A 21,212-nucleotide genomic window follows, 5' to 3' on the forward strand; every position below is an offset into this window, starting at 1 on the left:
ATTTCTTCCATTTTCTTCAGCGACCGTAAGGCCAACAAAAGGCCGCAGTTGGCAAGAAGCATATGACTTAAGCATGCGCTGCGTGTCATTTAATCTCCCGTCTGCCCCATTCGAGAGCACACGCTCAAAATGATACGTTGCTCTCCCATACTCTCCCTCTGCATCTCTGCATAATAAATATGGGGTTACAACGATACTGTTAACTTGTTCCTACTAAAATAGGAATTCTTTCTTTGTATCTTGCAATTAATCTGTTGTTATGTTCATCCGCCCCTTCCATATTGCCACTTAAAAAGATCGGTGGTTCCAAACCATTTTCCGCCATTAAGACAATAGCTTCAGCAAAAATAGCATTTAAAATCACGCTTCCTACAACAGTAGAGGTAGGAGAAAACGGAACGGAAATACTTTCGTGGGATAAAATTGCGTCACCTTTCACCGAATAATTATTAATAACAAGATCCACTACCTCGTATAACAATTTACCACTTTTATGCCGTGAGGGCTGGCTTTTTGAATATTCCAAAGATGTAATGGCGATTGTATAAGTTCCCTTCTCTTTAGCCGTCAGCGCAACGTCAATCGGAACTGGATTGCGCCCCGATGTGGACAAAACAAAAAACACATCTTCAGGACGGATATCCTCATGATCTATAAAATTTTGTGCGAAATCATTCATTCTCTCCAACATTGACGAACGGACCGCCCCTTCATGAAGCATAAGGGGCTCAAAAAATATTGGTTTAATTGGTACAAGCCCTCCAGCACGATAAAACACTTCTTCCGTTAAAATGTGGGAGTGACCACATCCGAACAGTTGAATAATTCCACCTTTCTGAATGGCTTCACTTACTACATAAGCAGCTTTTTTGAGATTGTCCTTTTCATGTTTTAAAACGAGTTCCAAACGTTCGTTGACCTTTTGAAAATAATGTTCGATCACGAGCCGATCACTCCTTTTAGTTGTCGAAAAATTTCTTTGACTCTGCTTGGATTCGATTCTCCCTTACCTTGTAATACGTCTCCAAATACGTGCGGCATAAATAATTCAATATTTATTTTTCTTATCTCTTTGTATAAAACAGGCAGATGGTGAACTTTAATACCGCCCGCCGGCTCAATAGCTCTTATTCCTCTTTTGGCTGCTTCTTTGGCAATGAAAAGAAGTTCTTCTAGATGATCGAGCCCTTTCATTGGCATGACTTTTATGGATTCCACTCCACAAGCAGCAACCAATTCTAATAATGGCTCTACTCTTATCTTTTTTCCTGTTAGCATTTTTGCAAAACCGACCTCCCCAGATGGAGAGATAAGAGCAGCAACAATAGGAAAACATTGATTTGCTGCTACAAATCCCTTGGCAAAAAGGGCTCTTTCCAATGGCTGATTGATATGTTCCGGATTGCTCCTAACGGCTATATCAACAACTCGTTTCCACTCATCAAACTTTCCGCCACCACCAAGACCGATACTGACCACTGGCGATGATTGTTTAATACTTTCAACCGTCCCAACGGCTTCCTCAATGGTGGCAAAATCCGCCGCTGCAATTCCTGGCACACAAAAGCCATCCGATGCCTCCAAAAGATCGGCGGCGTTTTTTCCATCCTTCGCTAAAACGTTGAGCAGCAGTTGATCTTGAAACCGCTTTATATTAAATAGCTTCATTTTGTGCTCTCCTTAACATATATGCCATTTTGTCCAAAGCTGTTTCCACAATTATTTTTCCTTTTTCTTTTGTTGCTTTTGTTGCATCCCCTAACACCGCTGTTTGAGTAAATGACTTCCATGGCGTTGGACTCACGTCCGCTTCCTCATCTATATTCGGAATATCACAAATGGCTTTACTCATGTCCACATATTCTTCAGCTAAATAAAGCATAATCGATGTTTCAATTTCGCAAGCATGGAAATAGACGGAATGAATCGCCTCCGTTTCCCGTATTTCATTAACGACTTTGTTCATACCGGGATAGAAAAAATAAAAGGTTTTAAAATTTGGAAATTGATCATATAATATTCTTGCTGCTTCTTTTAACGCTGTTTGATTGCCAAGATGACCGTTGACCATTGCCCAAATCCGAAATCCTTGTTTATATAAACTCGTTCCAATTTCCACTAATAAACGGATCAACGTCTCATTGGAAATAGATATACTACCGGGAAAATCGCGTAAACTCCATACCTGTCCATATGGAATGACAGGGAGAACAAAACCTTCAACCTTTTCTGCCAACCGACAGGCAAGACGTTCTGCCAAAATGGTATCGGTACATAACGGAAGGTGTGGACCATGGGCTTCTACTGCGCCTATAGGCATGATGGCGATGCTTGATTTCGTAATTTTGTTGCTTATCTCGAATGAATTTTCTAAAGCGAAGTTCATCAATTTCACCTACTTTTTAAATGTAAGGCAACGAGAAGGGTTTTCTACAAAAAATAGATAAATTAGTTTTTCACCATCAAAACCTGCACGATTTGCTTCATCGATAAATCGTGGAACCCATTTAGAAATGATATACTCTAAACCAAGTCCGTAATCATAATGTTTGTAATATGATTTTCTCGCCGTATCTCCACTCACTAGTATTTGTTTTTCGTATCCTTTGCGGACAAGTTCCAAAATACAATGGATTCTTGTACTTTCAGGAGCATACTTTATCTTTCCAATGCCATCAAAACAAAGGTAAGCACCAGTTTTAGCTATTTGTTCATGGTAATAAGGATCAGGATTTCGATCCATATGACCGAAGCTTACATTAGACAAATCAACTCCTTCACTTCGCAAAATTTCGATTTGTTCAAGGGCCATCGTACCTGCTTCCGTATGGGAATGAATCGGTGCTTTTGTTTCATGATGTGCTCTAGCGACGGCACGTATTGTTTTTTCTTCTAAAGGAGTAATTCGGTTGTAACCTGTTCCGAATTTTATTTGTCCACCTTTATAAGATGTTCCTTCAAGCCCTGCCTCTACTTCTTGGATGACAAATTCCGCCAGTTCATTTACAGTTGCTGTTTCAATCCACTCATAGTAGGTAGTATAAGGACCAACTATTTTTTGTATTTTTTCTTCCAGTTTAGCCCCCCATAAAAAGCTTTTATTAAAACCGGCTGTCCCAATGATATGGATTTTTGCTTTTCTTGCAATATCTGCAACAGCTTCTACATCTCTTCCATAATCTACTGCAGTAGCATCCACAATCGCATTGCCGCCATGTTTAACAAAGTCTAGAACGTCTTTCAATGATTTTTCCTTATCATCCAGCAATAAATCGTCTTCTCCTTTTTCTTTCCAATATGGCGGGCGGCAAACAATGTGCTCATGGGAATAAGTAAATCCTAACTGTTCAGGATCAATATCTCCATGCAATGTACGAATAAAACTCATTTTTCAACACCTCCAGCACAAAACCCTATTACGGCGGATAAAACTATTATAGATGCAATTTGAAGCTTTCACATTTGTAACTTTTATAGAGCTATTGGATCCGACTGTCGGGCGACCGAACAACGCTGCTTCCGGGTGGTCGGGTCGTTCGGTCTTCCGCCACGCCAAGGCGTGACGAAGGCAAGCCAAAGACTTGCCTTCGATAGTCGAAAATCGAGATCGTCGGTCATCGTGCCAAACGTGCGGATCTCTTTTCCTTCAGGGGTAAGGGCGCAAGCCGTGATCGATTGCTTATGCACGTCCAATCCGCAACAGCGTTCATACAAGACGCGCATCGGTCTCCCTCCCTGCTTCGTCCTCAAACACAGCTGGTGCAGCAGCCTTTGTTCAAGCATTCTATCCTGCGTGCTTCCCAAAAGGGAGCGACATTCCGTGGTGCACCAGGCTGCTGGGGTCCGTCTATCCTTCGGACTTTTCCGTACCATAGATACCACGACCTCATGACCCCAGCTGCAAGGAGACCATTTGACAGAAGGTTGTTTTCATCATTCCGCTCGTGACGAATTTTTTCGTCATGAGAGTCTATATAGATTCCGTCACGTTGAACGGTTTGTTGCCCAGCCCGCTTTCTTTGGCAAAATCTAGAAGAATAATTGGGCAAGTATTTTAATAATAGGCCCAAGAATGAACATATCTGAGTCAGCTGCCCACATAGCGGTGTCAGGGATTGTACTCGATATTAAAAATTTCACCATGATGTACTGCCCCCATGCCACCACTGTTGCGGTCATAAATCCGCCCAACAAGGCGCCTCTTACACCACCAGTCGCATTGCCAAAAACTCCCGCTGTCGCGGCATGGAAGAATAGAACGATCATCGTTGGTACAAATACGTAACCAACAGTATTTCCGATAATAACAAGCCAAATTAATGCTCCTGCGAACGCACCTAAAAATCCTAATATTACCGCGTTTGGAGCATAAGGGAAAACAATCGGACAATCGAGAGCCGGCTTCGCTCCTGGCACAAGCTTGGTCGCAATACCGTTAAAAGCCGGAACAATTTCGCCAATAAACATCCGAACTCCCATTAGTACAACAGCAATTCCCGCGGCAAACGTAAAGGATTGAACGATCGAATAGATAATAAAGTTTTGATTTCCTGCTTTCTTTATTAATTCCTCCGCTCCTGGAGTTCCTTTTAGAGAAACAATGATTGCACCTACTAAAAATAACGTTCCCATCGTTAGTGCAGTAATGACATTAGAATCCCTTAAAAACTCCAACCCTTTTGGAAGTTTGATCTTTTCTGAATCATTCTCTTTATTACCAATCACTTTACCGACCAGTGCCCCAATCAACGCAACAGATGCAGATGTATGCCCTAAAGCAATATTATCGTTGCCCGTAATTTTCCGCATAAATGGTTGTGTAAGCGCTGGCTGTAATGTCCAATAGAGACCCATAATAATAGATAGAAAGATAACAAGTTGCCAAAATGACACATCTCCAACTGTATGAATAACAATACCGGCAAAAACGGTCGTTGTCCAAAACATCATATGTCCAGTCAGATAAATGTATTTGAATTTGGTCAATCTGGCTAGCAAGACGTTAATTAAAAACCCTATTGTCATGGCTAAAGTTACCGCACTTCCGTATTTCGCGTTAAATCCTTCCTGCCCTATAAACTTACCTAACGATTCCGACTTTAAATTAAATACTTCTTTCCACATAGGTTCAAAAACGGTTAAAGAATCTACTATAACGCCAGCACCAGCGCCAATAATTAGAAAACCGATGACAGCCTTAAATGTACCGCTGATAATTTGATTGGTTTTTTTCTTCTGTAATAGCAAACCAATAAATACAATGAAACCTAGCAATATAGCCGGCGTTCCAAACACATTGGCAGCAATCCACTTAATGATTTCCATTGGCCACCTCTCCTAATTATGAGGATTATTATTTTAAATCTCATATTTCGCAACCTTTGCATAATATACAAAAAACAACCCGGATATGCGCATAAAAATAATTTTTTATACAAAAATTGTAAAATAATTAATTTTTATTCGGCCAAACCTGGCTTATTTCGAATTTTTATTCAGGGTGCGAAATGTGAGTTAAATTCTCCTCTAAGGCATTTTTAATTTCCACTCGATCAAAATAGTTATTCACAATAATGATCTTCGCGTTTACACCAGCTAAAGAATCAGCCAATTCCTTGTTGGTCACGATAAAATCTACATCCATGCTTGATGCAGTAGATACATCCGTATGTTCTACATCTGCCGCAATTCCTAGTTCAGACAAAACTTGTTCCACATTCATTCTTAAAATTAAACTCGTTCCCTGTCCTAGACCACAAACACATAATAACTTCATGCTCCCACTCCTCTAATAAAATTTTCAATTTCCTCATATGTCTTTGCGTGGATCATCTTTTCGATTGTCTCTTTATTTCCTAACAATACCATTAACTTTTTTAACATTTCCAAGTGTTCATCATTATTAGAAGCTCCAAGAGCTAACACAAGCTTGACAGGATCGTTTAGCTTATTTCCGAATTCGATCGGTTCTGCCAACTGTACAAGCGATACTGACGCTTCTTTCACTCCATCTTCCGGTCTTGCATGCGGCAAAGCTACTTGCGGCGCTAAAACAAAATATGGTCCATTATTTTTATACGATTCCACCATCGCCTCTATATAAGAATGATCGACATGATTTTGATCAGCAAGCAATTGTCCCGCTTTCCTAATAGCTTCTTCAGGTGTATTAGCTTTTACATTCAATGCTACTAGGTTTGGTTCTAAAAACTTCATGACTAATCTCCTTTTTGCTTTTTGTTATCCTCGCTCATTTTCTTTTTTAAATACAACCATATTTCTTCAGGCGTATAACATCGAATTAACTCTTGGACAAATTCAGATGACTGAAAGCACTCCGACAATATGGATAATGCATGAAGATGAATTTCTGGATCTACTGATGCCAAAACAAAGATTAATTGAACATCATGTTCTTTTTTTTCCGAAAAAGAAACCGGCTCTTTCAACACCAACAAACTAATTCCTGGCTTTTTCACCCCTTCGTCCGGCCTTCCATGAGGAAGTGCTACTTTCGGCGCGATGATGATGTACGGTCCCAAATTTTTAATATGATTGATCATCGCAATAACATATTGCTGCGTTATTTTACCGGTCTGTAAAAGCGGTTTAGAGGCGAGTTCTATCGCATGCTCCCAACTTTCCACTTTCGTAGCAATTTGAATATATTCTAGTGAAAGCAGATCAAGTAAGCCTGGTTTTCTCGTCCAATTTTTTGGAATAGAAGGCTTATAAAAGTATTCCTTTAATGCGGTCATTAGTGCTTGTTCATCTTTTATATCAGCGTATTGCTTAACGATTCCCAAAATCGCTTCTGGGGAATATTTTGTATTCTGTGATGCGCTTTCTCCAAATAAAGCATGAACCTTTTTTAATAGCGTTTCTTTTTCTTGATCCGTTAAAATCGGATTAACAACGAATACAGGGTGCTTTTTCTTAGAAACTGGAACAGTCGAAACAGCAAAATCAATGTCATGAAAGTCCCTTTGCTCGTAATCTCTTACAGAAATGGTCTCCACAAAGTCAACGGTTGAAAATAACCCTTCCAACTGTTTTCGTAAAATAGTTGAAGTACCGATGCCGCTTGCGCAAATGAGAATGGCGCGTTTCCGTTCCTTTGGCTGAATTCCTTCTTTACGCAACCATCCTCCAAAATGTATAGCAATTAACGCTGCCTCCTCATCGCTAACTTTCTTGCCGATAGCGGTTTCAAAATGATGAATCACCTTTTTTGTAATTAAGAAAAGATCTTTATATTTTGTCTTAATTAACTCAATCATCGGATTTTCCACTTGCAAGCCATATTTAATTCTGTAATAGGCAGGCTTTAAATGTAAAAGCAAGTTTTCTTCAACTGCTTTCCTGTTTGGAAACGTAATACATGTGAAGGCTTGAAATTCTGTAACCATTTTTTGCACAATATTTTGTAGATTCTTATAATCATCATGACTTTGCAGAGAATTTCCAGAATATTGGACTTTGCTGCTTAATAAATGAGTAGCCAAATAGTAAACTTCATCATCTGGAATAGAAGTTTGAAAGATGGATTCCAACTTGCTTCTTGCTGTTTGTGCTGCTTCAAATTCTTTCGTTTGCTGGATCACTTCCTTTTCCACCGGATCAAAGTCGATTTTTTTACCTTGGACGATTCGCTTTCCAAATAACCAAAAGCGTAGAGCCAAGTGGTACAAAACATCATCTGCAAACTGTATATTTAAATTCTTTTCACATTCATTTAAGACATCGAGTATATTTCTTAGCTCACTTAAAACTGTAGTTGACTCATCCTCATCATGGATCAACAGGCGTTTTAAATTAGCTAAAACCGTTTGCCAATTTTGCTGGTGTGGAATAACAAGGGATAAGTAATATACGATCGCTCTTCGTTTATCTTCTTCCTTTCCCTTTATTACATAGCCAGTGTAGCGGGTAAAACAAAGGGTTAATTGGAAACTGTTCAACTGTGCACGCAATTTCTTTAAATCTTTAATGGTCGTATTTCTACTCACTTTTGTTTTTTCTGATAAATCTTTCAGGAAATGTGGTGGTTCCTCTACTAATAAATGGATTGCAAGCCGCGCCAACCTTTCTTTCTTAGAATATGCGTAATTCCATGCCTCTGAATTTTTTAATTTTTCGAGAATAGCTTGTTTCGTCCGTTCTGTTATATAAAAGCCTGAAGTCCGAACATATTTCACTTCATCAAGATGGTTGATCTTTAACCAATAGTTAATCTTTTCTATATCGTAATAAACCGTTCGTCTGGATATATTAAACTTTTTGATCAACTCCTTTACTGATAGATAACCATCGCGCCTTACCAACTCTTGTAATATCGCAGTACTGCGTTCATCAAGCGACATCGCCAGACCCCCTGCACAATTGTGCAAAATCGGATTGGTCTTAAAAATATTTAGCAATTGCTTAATTTCATTTTATTAGAAAGCACTCTCAATTATAAGGCCAAATTTCCCACACTATGTTTGTGCAAAACTGTACGAAAAGTACCCCAATCCCAATTTTCATTATTCTGTATCTAACTATATACATGCTCATTGAAAAGTTAACATGCAACGCATAAGCGGTGCCCACTCCGGTTATACTGCCCCTAATGAAAACCATGGAAAAGAGCGGAATCATCCATGAAACGTCTCAGAAACGTCTAACCATCACCAACGATCACGGATGGATACCACAGACACTTCGCAACTCACATTTCGCACCCTAACAAGGTCAAAACAAAGGATTTTTTATTTAGTTTTTCAGAATAACTTTTTGACCAACACAACGAGCGATGGCAATCCTTTTTTTACCATCGCTAGTCGTTCTGTATCATGTTAGACGTAGATGCTCTCATCCATGCCCAATCCCTGCAGAATCCTTCGCTGATCCGGGTTGAGGGAGCGATCGAGTGCACGTTGGATGCGCCCGTCTGGCAGCTCCAGCAGGATGACGTTCACATATTGAAACAGCTGAAAAATCACCTGTCCCGTTGGCCGGGTCAGCTTGCGGCCTCCCGCGCCCTTTAACGGGCGTTCTGGTGTGATGAACTGACGCACCCGGCGCTGAAAAACGCGGTAAATCGCCAAGGCCAAGAGAAATAGATAGCCCAATACGGCGACCCGTTCTGGTTTTTTGACATCAATCTCATCCGTGAAAAACGGATCTTTCAAAAACGCGAAGTTCATTTCCACCGAGATTTGCCCTTTATACAGCTTCAAGATCTCTTGGGCATCCATTTGTTGGCCCTTCCATTCCTTCGGAACGGTCGTGACGAGGACAAACCGGGACGCTTTCCGTCTTGCCTGTTCCCATGCCGGTTGGTCGAATTCGACGTTTAGGCGAAGGGTGTACAGCGTCTCCGTCTCGGGTTCCGCCCCTTTTTTCGGCCGTCCTCGCCGTTTTTTCGGACGCACGATCTCTTCGACCGCGGCCTCCACTCGATGAAACCGAGGGCGAAGGGACGCCTTGAGGGACGTCAAGGCTTGTTCGGCGTCTTCGCGGCAGGAGAAGGGGTGGCGCTCCCAACGGACTTGTTCCTCGCGAAGAAGCTCCGCTTCTTTGACCCGCTCTTTTTCGAGCGTTTTTCCTTTGCGCTGGTCGAGCGCGCTCGATTCGACGACGATCAGCCGAACCGGGTGGCCTTCATAGGTCGCGGCCGTTTCCCATACCCGGTACGTGGCGCCGTTTCTCTCCGCTAGGGTAAAGGGTTCGCTCCACGGGATGTGAGGAGAATCGGCCTCTGCGAGCGCCTGTTTCACGATTCGAAGCGACGAAGGGCCTCTGGTGATCAAAAAGGCACGGGCGGCTTTTGTCTGCGCCAAGGTGTCTTTCGTCATCGCGGCGGAATCGGCCACGTAAATCCATTCGTCGTCGATCTTGGCTTGTTTGAACTGTTCGTGGATCCGCGACAGCACCTCAGGATTCCACGCCTTATCCGATAGATTGCCGTCATGCACATCGCCGTAAAACGGGATGCCATCCTCGTTGCCGACCAGTCCGAAGCCGATTGGTTTTTGCCAACGGTGATGGCGGTTATAGCCATGTGTGATCTGCAAAGCCTCTAATGAGGCCGACTCATACGCTCCGTAAACCGTCTTGTCCGTCGTATCAGCGTGAAAGGCTCGGAGGGAAAGGCCTTCTTTGCGATAAATGTGAATCAAGCAAGTGCTGATGACCTTGTGAATATCGGCCTCATACAAGCGGTCGAGATGACGGGCCAAGGCATCGTCGTTCAACCAGGAAGGCTGGAGACCGGGACGGATGAGTTTCTCCAGATCGATCTCCTGAGCCCATCGTTCTAAGTGAACCAGGGCTTGCCGGCCGTCAAATAGATTGTAAAGGATGGCTTGAACGGCATCGCTGACTCGCGTTTGGCATTGTGGATCGACGGGCACAAGATGGTCAATCAAGTGGGGGATGTCGAGTTTTTTGACTAGAACACTTATTATATTCAAATAACCATTACGATAGACCCCTTTGACTTTCACATTCATGAGAGAAAAACTCCTTTACGTTCCTTGTGTGTCAAGGATTCATTCGACATCGGAACAAAAAATCCTCCCGATTTTCGTCGGAAGGGTGCGAAATGTGAGTCGCAAGCAGGAACGGAAAATCAAAAACGCGGAAAGAGATGTTCGCCGAGTGGGAGGCCAAACCCTAGGTTGTCGAGTTATTCCCGATACCGGGCGTACTTGCCAGAAGCGATCCAAACATATTTGACTGGACCCCATCCTCAGGCGGCTTCCTGCCTGAAAGGGCTACGAACGCTGTTGGATCGGCACACCCTTTATGAGATTGCCCAGTGGCTTGACGAGAACCAGCGATGAGACTTGGCTCCTCATGAAATCGGGGTGTTAATGGAAGCCAGGCAACCCCATTATTCGGCCAAGCGGGAAAGCAACCTATCCCCTTCCGTTCTCGTTAATCATGAAACGGACTCAACGGTGTATGATCAACGTCTTCATCCCGTACGGAAAGGGGGGCGAGGGATTATATTATTGACTGTAGATGAGCATTTTTCATTACAATAATTTCCATGGTTAGAGAGACAAACAGGGTACCCCTTACGCGATACGGAGCTGTTTTTTGATCACATCAATGGGAATATCTTGCTTCGCAGCGTCATAAATGAACTCGACGACGCTGTGGTCTTTCCGCGACCGAAGAAGCTCCAGCCCGGCGGAGAGGTTTTGTCGGGATTCGGCGATGCTATACACGCAGGAGAGCAGCACCACCGCCCAATACCGTTTCACCGCCCGAATGTGGCGAACGCGGTATCCATCAAGCTTCAGTTGATCTTTCGCCTGCCGGAAAAAGCACTCGATCGTCCAACGCTGAGCATAGTAACGCAAGATGTCTTCGTCCCCGAGCTCCCGATCGGTGCTCAAGACGACATGGAGATGTTCCGGCGCCATCGGCTGATCCGCCTTCCAAGCCAGCAGCACCACCGCGTCATCGAGGCCATGGATCGCCCCCTCATAGCGATACACGCGATAACGCTCCTGACCCACCGTGACGAGGCGGGTGTCTTCGGACTCGACATAGCGGGCGAACTGCTTGGCTTGGATGGCGATGCCTTTCGGGTAGAGAATCCGGTTCGTCTTGAGCATGGCGATGACATGGAATCCCTGTTTCAAGCAGGCTTCAATGAGCTTTTTGGACGGATACCACGAATCCATGAGCACATACACCGGCTGAGCCCGCTTCACTTTGAGCGAAGAAAGCATCTCGATGGCCAGGTCGATCTTGCTTTTTCCCGCTTTCTTGTCATACAGGCGGAACGCAAACGGAAACGCTTGTGTCAAGGTGTGCACCATCAGCCAAACGAGCGAATGCCCCCAAACCGATTGATGATCTTTGTGAGAGAAATGCCAACCACACCCTTGAATGGCGTGCGTTGCCCGTGACGAAGGCTTCGTTTTTTGGCAAATCGTATCATCAATCGAGACAAAAAGAGGCTGATTCTTTCGCTCGACCAGGCGCTCGATTCGGCGGAGGATCCACTCTTGAAGCTTCCCAAGCAGCCTTTCCTCATCCCAAGGGCTTTTCGTGAAAAAGTGACTGAGCGTCGTTCGATGATTCGGATGAAAGCTCCAGTGATGAATATCGGTCAATGTTCCCGAGAATCCCTTGGTGGTCAAGGCATCGACGATATGAATGAGATGCTTGATGACCGGTTTGGAAAGCTGCAGCGTCAACCCCAAAGTGAAGAAAAACTTGTGGATTCCTTGGTGATGTGCTAATCTATTCATGAGACATGAACCTCCTTGTGTGAATGGGTTTTGTGCACATCTATTTTACCCAAGGAGTCCGGTTCATGTCTCCTTTTTTGTTTGGTTGTCAATTTATGTTAGTGAATTTGCTCATCTACAGTTATTGATTGTTCGTATCGTTTCCCGAATTCCAAAGCAAAAAGCAATAGCCTCGACCATTCAAACGCCACGGTTTCGATCTCTGTCAATCTTTAAGCACATTCGAATCAGCCGTCTCGCTGTCCCCCATTGTTTACAGAATCCTAACCATTTAAGCCCTTTTCAAAAGACTCGAAAGGTATTCGCATAAGCACTTCTTTACGTTTTTCATATATATTAAAAACACTCCTCATCTAAGGAGGTGTAAGCTCGTTGATCACCATCAGCCTTTGTATGATTGTCAAATAATGAAGAAGATGTCCTTGCCCGATGCTTAGATAGCGTTCAAAATCTAGTCGACGAGATCATTATTGTTGGTACAGGATCCACCGATCGAACAAAAGAAATTGCTCGACATTATACCACGCGAATTATTGACTTTCCTTGGAATGATGATTTTTCCGCAGCGAGAAACTTTTCGTTTTCCCATGCTACAATGGATTATATTTTTTGGTTAGACGCCAATGATGTGTTATGGAAAGAAGACCAAGAAAAATTCCTCACGTTGAAGCATACCCTTCCTTCTGATGTCGATTCGGTGACCATGGTCTACAGCCTTGCGTGAGATGAACATGGAACAACCATCTCCAGCGTCCATCGCAATCGTCTGGTCAAGCGCTCCAATCATTTCAAATGGCATGGTATGGTTCATGAATACTTGGAAGTATGAGGAACGATTCTCAACAGTGACATCACCGTGATCCATAACCCGGTCCATCATCATTCCGATCGAAACTTAAACATTTACGAGAAGCAGTTAGCTCAAGGCAAAGAATTTTCACCTAGAGATTTGTTTTACTTTGCAAATGAATTATTTGACCATCAACAATACGAACGGGCCATTCAATATTATGAACAATTTTTACAAACGAAAAAAGGCTGGGTGGAAGATTTCATTGCGGCCTGTGGAAAGCTAGCCGACTGTTTTTATGCGCTTGGCAATTAGGAACAAGTGCTCGATATGTATAACAGCCATTTGAATACGATTCTCCCCGCGCTGAATTTTGCTACCGCCTAGGCTACTATTTTCTCCAACACAAACAATATCGACTCGCTGCGTTTTGGTATCATTTAGCCACTCAACTAACGATGCCATCGGACAGTTGGGGATTTTTTCATCACGCTTGTTGGACGTGGCTTCCCCATTTGCAGCTCGGTGTATGTTACGCCTATTTAGGCGAGTATGAACTAGCATACAAACATAATGAGAAAGCTAGGGAGTATGTACCCAATCATCCTGACGTATTGCACAATAAATGTTTTTTAGAATCCATTCTTTCTGCCAAAAGCACGTTCCATCAAACCAGTGAATAGACAATCTTTAAATCGAAAGGAGGTTTTACAATTGTCCGATCGCCATCCTATTCGTGTAAAATGTCTTTCCCCTTTATGCGGCTCCCAGCCACCCATCGTTAAGGTATACACTGGACCGATTGGACCCACAGGGCCAACCGGACCTACTGACCGGCAGGGAACGGCGCAATCATCCCCTTCGCTTCAGGAACAACAATTACTCTGGCAGCAACAGCAGTAGGTTTGGCAGATACAGCTAGCTTAATTGGGGTTGGAAATTCAGCTTCGAGCATTAGCCTAATCGGAAACACCATTAACTTGGGCGGTGTATCCAACTTTTCATTTACTGTTCCACGCAATGGAATCATTACAGCTGTAGCAGCCAACTTTTCTGCCACCACGGGCACAGCGCTTTTAGGAACCGCTACTATCCGAGCTCAACTATACATTTCCACCTCTCCTTCTAGCAACATATTCACCGCCATCCCAAGCACTTTAGTCACGTTAAACCCAACTATCACATTTCCAATCTCCTTACTGCAAAATTACTGCAAAACGCTAGCGGAATCGTGACAGGGTTAAACGTGCCTGTCAATGCAGGCGATCGCTTGCTCATGGTGTTTTCAGTCACTACTTCCGGTCTCTCTATTGCCTCATCGATCACGGGATATGCTTGCGGGAGTGGCCATTAGCTAGCCGCAACGAACGATGTAAATGCAATCATATTTAGCATTTGTCGCTTTTACAGAGCGATTTGATCGACTGCCCGGCGACCGAACAACGCCGCTTCCAGACCTATGTATGGGTCTGTGAAGCGGATGGTTGTTTGGTCTTTCGTCACGCTAAGGCGTGACGAAGGCAAACCTCACTCTCTATTGCGCAAAATATAAGCATCTTTGGCCCCAATTAGTTCTTAAGCAACCCCACGAACTTCCTCTTTTTGTTTGCGCAATTCGATGGTGAAAAAGCGCAGAACATCACCAAGCGGGAAACGGAGGATCGAAAACAATAAGCGGGCGGCTTCACATGAAAACCAACGTGAAAATCCGCCCGCCTTCTCCCTTTATGACTGTAACATTGAAAACACTTGCTCGACGTCTTTATCCCCGCGGCCTGATAAGTTCACAATGATGATGTGATCTTTGCTTAATGTCGGCGCGAGTTTGATAGCGTACGCCACCGCATGGGCGCTCTCGAGCGCTGGGATGATTCCTTCCGTTTTGGACAGCAACTGAAATGCCTCAAGCACCTCTTCGTTCGTGACCGTGTAATATTCCGCACGCCCGGATACTTTCAAGTAGCTATGTTCCGGACCAATGCCCGGATAATCGAGCCCAGCGGCAATCGAGTATGTGGGCTGCGGGTTGCCGTTTTCATCAAGCAACACGAGACACTTGAATCCGTGAAGAACCGCCGGAACCCCTTTCGTCAACGTCGCCGCCTTCTCCGGCTCGACACCGATGAGCCGCACACTCGGTTCATCCAAATAATGGGCGAACGCCCCGATAGCGTTGCTTCCCCCGCCAACGCAGGCCACCACCACATCCGGAAGCCGCCCTTCTCTCTCTAAAATTTGCCGCTTGCTCTCTTCGCTAATCACCGACTGAAAATGTTTCACCATCGACGGATACGGATGCGGACCAACCGCCGAACCAAGCAAATAAAACGTAGTCTTATAGTTTTGTACAAGATCGTTCAGCGCCTCGTCCACGGCATCCTTCAACCGCCCTTGCCCTTTCGAGACCAGCACGACTTTCGCCCCTAACAGCTCCATGCGGAACACGTTGAGCGCCTGACGCTTCGTATCTTCTACCCCCATATAAATGGTGCAGTCCATGCCAAACATGGCGCATGCGGTAGCGGTCGCCACCCCATGCTGGCCCGCGCCTGTCTCCGCAATGACCCGCTTCGCACCCATCCGTTTCGCCAACAAAATTTGCCCGATGACGTTGTTGATTTTATGCGAACCGGTATGGTTCAAATCCTCACGTTTCAAATAAATCTTCGCCCCGCCGAGCCGCTCCGTCAATCGCGCCGCAAACGTCAGCGGACTCTCGCGGCCGACATACTCCCGCAAGTAGGTTCGAAACTCCTCATTGAATTCCGGGTCATCTTTATATTTCAGAAACTGCTCTTCCAAATAGTCAAGCACTTCCTGCAGTTCAGGTGGAACAAAGCTGCCGCCAAATTCGCCGAAATAGCCTTTCTTTTCCTGCGCTACGCTCATGGCTCATCTCTCCTCTGCTTCCTAAAAGTCGTAACAGTAACAGAATAGACTGTTTTGACAGGCAAGTCAATCAATAATTTTTACTTTTTGAAACATTAAAAAAAGGAGCGGCCCACCGCACAACCAGACGCCAAGCATTCACCGCTAGTGCGGTGAGCATGTGCTGCTGCAAAGCCGCCGTACAGCCGCACCCTCACAGCTTCCCACTTCGGATATTCACCAACCAGAGCAGGCAGTTCAGCTTATAAAACCCCAAGCTGCTCATCGCGCAGATCGGTAATAAACATATGTCCTGGGGCATGCGTAATCATGATATCCGGCTTTACTTCCATAGCAACCGCTTGGGGGGTGACCCCACAGGCCCAAAATACCGGGGTTTCCTCCTCACGGATGGTGACCGGATCCCCAAAATCAGGCTTATAAATATCATGAATCCCTATAAGTTTCGGGTCGCCAATATGAATAGGGGCACCATGAACAGACGGGAAGCGGCTCGTGACTTGAACCGCCCTGACAACATCCTTATGGGGAATCGGGCGCATGCTTACAACCACTTGCTCGAATCTGATGCCCGACAGTATTTTCTTGCAATCACCGTAAACTACCATAAAAAAGAGAAGAGTTCTCTCATCCCCCCTTCCTTTCAAAATACACATGCAATCGATACTCGCAAATCTCTTTTGTCCAGTTGTGCAATATTTCTTGATGCTCGTCCTCAATGGCAAATTGGAGCGCAAAAACGTTGTTTGCAAAGGAAATCAGCCCATTCGAACTGCCGCTCCATTTCGTCATCGGCATGCGGGCGATCAACCGGCTCACCTTTTCCTGGTCATATTCCCAGAGGCGCTTCGTTTCTCCGTCGGAAAAATCGATGCGCTTTCGGTATTCTTTTTCCGTTAAATACCGATGGAAAAACGGGGCAGCCTCCTGCGGTGTAATTGGTTGGTGCCATCCGGACGGTCCACGTTCAAGCATGGCTTTTAGAACAACCATTTTGTAGCTTTTTGACATCACCGTACGTTCCACTTCAACAAGCCACGGCTCGTGTTTTAGAAACACTTCCTTTTCCAGCTCCGACAACTCCCCCGCCCAATATAAAAAGCCGACATAAGATCCGAACTCTTGTTTGTACTCCGCCGCTTCACTTCGGCCTTGGAGATGCAGTTCCAAATACGTCGGCCGTCTGCCAAGCTCCTGTTTCAGCTCCCGATAATCAGCAAGCAGCCGTTCTTTGCGCGGTTGGCGTTTTTTCTGCATCTCTTCGAGAAGATGGATGGCTTGAACATCGAGATGCAGTTCGCACGTTTCCGGAACCGTTGGCATAACAGGTTCCCGTGCCTTTTTCTTCGTTTCGCCCCGCTGTGTATCAAACAGGCGCAGTTTGACATCCGCATTCCGGTAATTTCCGATTAAATCAATAATCACGCAATAATCCTTGCCTTTGTACAGCCGCAGCCCGCGCCCGACTTGCTGGGTGAAGACGGTCAGCGATTCCGTCGGCCGCACGAACAAAAGTGTATCGACAGAAGGAATATCGACCCCTTCATTGAACAAGTCGACGGTGAAAATGGCGTCCAGTTCACGGCGTTCCAACATGGCAATGGCCTGCTTGCGCGAAATAGCCGTCTGCTTCGAATGAAGGCTGACCGTCCGGCAGCCATGGCGTTGGAAATATTCGGACAGAAAATCGGCTTGCCGAATCGATGAACAAAAGACAAGCGTTCTCGTTTTCTTGTATCGCTTCCACGCTCGCAAAATCTTCTCCGCCATCTCCTCGCGAAGCTGCACTTGAAGCAGCTCTTCCTCATCATAGCGGTTGCCAAGCCACTTGATTTGCGAATAGTCTGTGTCATCGTAGACCCCGTAATAATGGAAGGGAGCCAACCAACCGCGCTGCACTGCTTCGATAAAATCGATGCGATACGCGACATTTCCGTCGCAAAGGGCGTATACGTCTTTGTTGTCGCTCCGATCTGGAGTAGCAGTGATGCCAAGCAAAAATTTCGGCTGAAAATAACGAAGGACGCGTTCGTACGAGCGGGCTGCCGCATGGTGGAACTCGTCGACAATGATCAAGTCAAATGCGTCGGGACGAAACGAATGCAAATGTTTTTTCATGCTTAGTGTAAAGATCGAGGCAAACACCATGTCGGCATTTCCTTCTTTTTGATTGCCATCGTACAGTCCTGCTGTTCGATCAGGAATCACGCGTTCAAACGACTGCTTCGCCTGGCGAAGAATTTCTTCGCGATGGGCGATAAACAGCACCCGCGAAAAACGGCGGGCAAAAAAAGCGGCCAAGTATGTTTTTCCCAGCCCGGTCGCCATGACAACCATCGCTTTGTCGTACCCTTCTTCATAGGCAGCTTCCAACCGCTCCAACGCCTCAACTTGGGCAAAGCGCGGCTGGATCGTTCCATATGGCGCCGCCGTTTCATGGACAACATCGATCTTGTCCGCCGTCTCCTCCTCTTGCTTCTTCTCCGTTTCCGTCGGAAGCATCAACTCGATTTCCTCATTCTCCGCCCATATGCGGGCTAAATTGGGGTGCCGCTGATGATAGTCTTGATGCTGCTTTTCATAGTCAGCGGCTGTTTCGGCATTGACCGGCACCGTTTCCGGAGCGTAAAACAGCTTTAAAAACTGCTCCATCGCTTCCGCAAATACATCCTCATCAACGCTCTTATCCAGTCCAAGGTTCCATTCGACACCGTCAGTGAGCGCCGAACGGGACAAGTTGGAAGAACCGACAATGAAGTAGCCGCCTTCTGCATCTTCAAATAGGTACGCTTTCGGATGAAAGGACATTCCCTCACTCCGATACAAGCGGACCTCGATGTCCGGGTGAATGGATATGAGCTCGCGCAACGCCTCTGGCTGAGTGACAAACAAGTAATCACCAACGCAAATTTTGATATCCGCCCCCCGCTCTGCAGCTGCCCGCAAACTGTCCTTCAACAGGCGAACCCCGGACTTCATGGCAAACGATGTCAGTATGTATATCGTCGACGAGCGTCCTATCTGTTCCTGCAGCTTGTCAAGGAGGCGTTTGGAAATCAACTCCACCTTACTCATCGTGAACCTCAATCAAGAAAATTTTCTCCCGAAAGCCGCCGCGCTTCTCTGCCTTTTTGGCGCGGATTTGTTCCACTTGCTCGATCGAAGCGCCATGGCATTGGGCCAAAGCATGGATAATTTCCAACACGTCTGCGAGCTCTTCAAGAGCCGCCTCATCCGTTTCCGCTTGGACGTATTCCTCAAGCTCCTCAAACGCTTTTTTCTGCAGTTCTTTCCGATACTCTTCATCGTCAAGTATGCGGGTTGTGAACGTTTTTCCTGATTGTTCAATAATGGTTGGGATGCGGTCACGGACGAGTTTGTTGTATATCGGCATGTCCATTCCTCCATTTACAAAACTATACTACCATTTTACAAAATTTCGCCTTTTTTTCATAGGAAAGAACACACAGAAGACCGCCGTTTCTAAGGCTTAGTGTGAGTAAAATATTTGTGGGGGGCATTCCGGAATGATTCCCCGACGAGGGTTGCGAACTTTTGTTCGCGACGCTCGTCGGGGCCACCAAGCGAAGCGCGGTAGAACAAGCAAATGTCATGCAAAAAGGACTCTCTCCCTGCTATGATGGTGATTGGCAAACCAACCGAAAACAGGAGGGAGAGAGTCCATGAAACATCTTACCACAGAATGGCCTTTATTAAAAGAGCTGGAGGAGCAATTAGTCAGAACTCTTCAAAAGGTGTTCGCTGTCTTGTTGGCGGCCCTTTTGGAGGAGATCGATCAACAACTGGCGGAAGCGCGGGACAAGCGCCGGTATCAGCTGAAAGACAAACGGCCGACTACGATCCAAACGCTGTTTGGGGAAGTGACGTTCCGACGGAACTACTACTATGACCGGCAAACGGGGAACTATACCTTCTTGCTGGATGCCGAACTGGGCTTTGATGGAGCCCAATCGATCAGCCCTTACCTCGAGGAAACGGCGGTCGAGTTGGCCGTCGAGTGCTCTTCCTACCGCAAAGCAGCTCGCACACTCGAGTCAATCGTGGGGTATGCGGTTCTCAGCCACGAGGCGATTCGCCAGTTGGTGCTCGAGGCCCCTGTCTCGCTGCACCGCCCTGTTTCCAAACGGCATGGCCGAGTGCTGTTTGTGGAGGCGGAAGGACTCTGTTTCCCGCCAGGGGAAAGGAAAACGGGCGAAAGAAGAGAAAATCCTGGCGGTTCACGAGGGATGGAGACGAAACGGGTCGCAGCTCAAGCTGGTGAACCGACGCCACTACCTCCATGAAGGGACAGGGGACGTGTGGGAACGGTTCGAGGAGTGGCTGATGAAGGAATATGCCTATGATCCGTGCCGGGACTTGTTGATCATCAACGGCGACGCGGCGTCGTGGATCACGGCCTGCCGGGAGTATTTTGGGAAGCGGGCGTGCTTTCAGCTGGATCGATTTCATGTGGCGCGGGAGCTGCGTCAGTGTCTGTCCGGCCATCCGCGTTGGCGGGAAGTGCGGAAGAAGCTGGCGAAACAAGACGAAGAAGGGCTTCTCGTGGAGCTGAACAGCGCCATCGGCACGTTGGAGGACGAAGCGAAAGAGAAGCAGATGGCTGCCATGATCCGCCGGATCGAGTCGATGCCGGGATGCATCCGGGACTACCGGGAGTGGCTGTCGGAGCAAGGGGTGGAGACGACCGGCATGCGTCCGATGGGCCACGCCGAGAGCGTGATGAGCCGATTTGCGCATCGGGTGAAATCCCGCCGCAGCTGGAAAGACCAAGGGCTTCGGGCGTTTCTGAGGGTGATGGCAGCCCGAATCGACGGGATCGGGTGGAGAAAGGGGCAGTTGGAGGAGGAAGAGCCACGGAGGGCAGCCTCGTCCTCGACGAAGTCCAAGCGGATTGAACAGGCCAAACGGAAGGCAGGACGGTTGTGGGCGGATGTGGTGCGTCAGAATCTACCGTGTCTGCAACAGTCATCTGGGACGCCGATCCATCAAGCGTTGTCGGCGCTCCGGGATGGTGGTTGGGTGTAAAAAAATGGAATTTCGTATCATCGCCTCAAGATGAGGGATGAGAGTCCGAAAGCGCTTACGATATTAATTCCTGAAAATGGTTCGCTAACTAGTGATTGACAACGCCCGTAGTGAACCGAAAAAATGTTCTCCACAAAGTCTTGACTGACTCCTAAGGCTTATTGCCTGTTGCAAAATGAAAACACGAAAAATTTCACATACTCCCCCCTCTCTCATCCCATACTAAGAAAAAT

Annotated in this window: 16 protein-coding genes and 3 pseudogenes; 4 read left to right on the top strand and 15 right to left on the bottom strand. The window is 46.0% G+C overall.

The genetic code is table 11. The features are described from left to right. Positions 1-199: 199 nt before the first annotated feature. The 11 genes and pseudogenes from GYMC52_RS10410 to GYMC52_RS10460 form a co-directional block, all read right to left on the bottom strand. Entirely contained in the window at positions 200-943 is a 744-nt protein-coding gene (locus GYMC52_RS10410) for an SIS domain-containing protein (protein WP_013524043.1), read from the bottom strand. After that, positions 940-1,668, bottom strand: a complete 729-nt coding sequence (locus GYMC52_RS10415) for a KDGP aldolase (RefSeq protein ID WP_013524044.1) — start codon at positions 1,666-1,668, stop codon at positions 940-942. The genes GYMC52_RS10410 and GYMC52_RS10415 overlap by 4 nt, the downstream gene beginning before the upstream one ends. Then, positions 1,655-2,386: a creatininase family protein gene (locus GYMC52_RS10420; RefSeq protein ID WP_013524045.1), complete on the bottom strand. Its 732-nt coding sequence runs from the start codon at positions 2,384-2,386 to the stop codon at positions 1,655-1,657. Before GYMC52_RS10420 ends, GYMC52_RS10415 begins: the two co-directional genes overlap by 14 nt. A 9-nt stretch (positions 2,387-2,395) precedes the next feature. Continuing rightward, positions 2,396-3,388, bottom strand: a complete 993-nt coding sequence (locus GYMC52_RS10425) for a phosphotriesterase family protein (protein WP_013524046.1) — start codon at positions 3,386-3,388, stop codon at positions 2,396-2,398. Between the two features lie 212 nt (positions 3,389-3,600). After that, positions 3,601-3,723, bottom strand: a pseudogene (locus GYMC52_RS20370) (IS110 family transposase); the annotation flags it as partial. Between the two features lie 306 nt (positions 3,724-4,029). Further along, complete coding sequence (locus GYMC52_RS10435) at positions 4,030-5,325, bottom strand: PTS ascorbate transporter subunit IIC (RefSeq protein ID WP_013524048.1); 1,296 nt, start codon at positions 5,323-5,325, stop codon at positions 4,030-4,032. A gap of 166 nt (positions 5,326-5,491) precedes the next feature. Beyond that, on the bottom strand, positions 5,492-5,776 hold the full coding sequence (locus GYMC52_RS10440) for a PTS sugar transporter subunit IIB (protein ID WP_013524049.1): 285 nt from the start codon (positions 5,774-5,776) through the stop codon (positions 5,492-5,494). Continuing rightward, positions 5,773-6,216: a PTS sugar transporter subunit IIA gene (locus GYMC52_RS10445; RefSeq protein ID WP_013524050.1), complete on the bottom strand. Its 444-nt coding sequence runs from the start codon at positions 6,214-6,216 to the stop codon at positions 5,773-5,775. The genes GYMC52_RS10440 and GYMC52_RS10445 overlap by 4 nt, the downstream gene beginning before the upstream one ends. Before the next feature lie 2 nt (positions 6,217-6,218). After that, a complete protein-coding gene (locus GYMC52_RS10450) occupies positions 6,219-8,363 on the bottom strand; it encodes a BglG family transcription antiterminator (protein ID WP_013524051.1) in 2,145 nt (714 codons plus the stop codon). Positions 8,364-8,837: 474 nt separating this feature from the next. Beyond that, entirely contained in the window at positions 8,838-10,496 is a 1,659-nt protein-coding gene (locus tag GYMC52_RS10455) for an IS1634 family transposase (RefSeq protein ID WP_013524052.1), read from the bottom strand. A 570-nt stretch (positions 10,497-11,066) separates the two neighbouring features. Then, positions 11,067-12,254 carry an IS701 family transposase gene (locus tag GYMC52_RS10460; protein ID WP_012820647.1) on the bottom strand — a complete coding sequence of 396 codons (1,188 nt, stop codon included), beginning with the start codon at positions 12,252-12,254 and terminating at the stop codon, positions 11,067-11,069. Between the two features lie 397 nt (positions 12,255-12,651). Here GYMC52_RS10460 and GYMC52_RS20375 point away from each other — a divergent pair, with 397 nt between their 5' ends. The 3 genes from GYMC52_RS20375 (at position 12,652) to GYMC52_RS20010 (ending at position 14,279) form a co-directional block, all read left to right on the top strand. Beyond that, the gene (locus tag GYMC52_RS20375; protein ID WP_414629272.1) at positions 12,652-12,978 is read left to right on the top strand and encodes a glycosyltransferase; all 327 of its coding nucleotides are present in this window, start codon (positions 12,652-12,654) and stop codon (positions 12,976-12,978) included. A 132-nt stretch (positions 12,979-13,110) separates the two neighbouring features. Beyond that, positions 13,111-13,359, top strand: a complete 249-nt coding sequence (locus tag GYMC52_RS20380) for a hypothetical protein (RefSeq protein WP_414629273.1) — start codon at positions 13,111-13,113, stop codon at positions 13,357-13,359. A gap of 569 nt (positions 13,360-13,928) precedes the next feature. Continuing rightward, positions 13,929-14,279: an exosporium glycoprotein BclB-related protein gene (locus GYMC52_RS20010; RefSeq protein ID WP_230982765.1), complete on the top strand. Its 351-nt coding sequence runs from the start codon at positions 13,929-13,931 to the stop codon at positions 14,277-14,279. Between the two features lie 490 nt (positions 14,280-14,769). On the opposite strand, the gene trpB is transcribed toward GYMC52_RS20010, so the two are convergent. From trpB to GYMC52_RS10490, 4 genes and pseudogenes are all read right to left on the bottom strand, one after another. Next, positions 14,770-15,933 carry a tryptophan synthase subunit beta gene (gene trpB, locus GYMC52_RS10475; protein WP_013524053.1) on the bottom strand — a complete coding sequence of 388 codons (1,164 nt, stop codon included), beginning with the start codon at positions 15,931-15,933 and terminating at the stop codon, positions 14,770-14,772. Positions 15,934-16,175: 242 nt separating this feature from the next. Continuing rightward, positions 16,176-16,499, bottom strand: a pseudogene (locus GYMC52_RS10480) (D-glutamate cyclase family protein); the annotation flags it as partial. 61 nt (positions 16,500-16,560) lie between these two features. Next, complete coding sequence (locus tag GYMC52_RS10485; RefSeq protein WP_013524055.1) at positions 16,561-19,008, bottom strand: DEAD/DEAH box helicase family protein; 2,448 nt, start codon at positions 19,006-19,008, stop codon at positions 16,561-16,563. Continuing rightward, entirely contained in the window at positions 19,001-19,327 is a 327-nt protein-coding gene (locus GYMC52_RS10490; RefSeq protein ID WP_013524056.1) for a nucleoside triphosphate pyrophosphohydrolase, read from the bottom strand. Before GYMC52_RS10490 ends, GYMC52_RS10485 begins: the two co-directional genes overlap by 8 nt. A 289-nt stretch (positions 19,328-19,616) precedes the next feature. Between GYMC52_RS10490 and GYMC52_RS18720 the strand changes: the two are divergent. Beyond that, a pseudogene (locus tag GYMC52_RS18720) lies at positions 19,617-20,979 on the top strand (ISLre2 family transposase). The last annotated feature ends 233 nt before the right edge of the window (positions 20,980-21,212 follow it).

The sequence above is a fragment of the Geobacillus sp. Y412MC52 genome (assembly GCF_000174795.2).
GTDB lineage: Bacteria > Bacillota > Bacilli > Bacillales > Anoxybacillaceae > Geobacillus > Geobacillus thermoleovorans.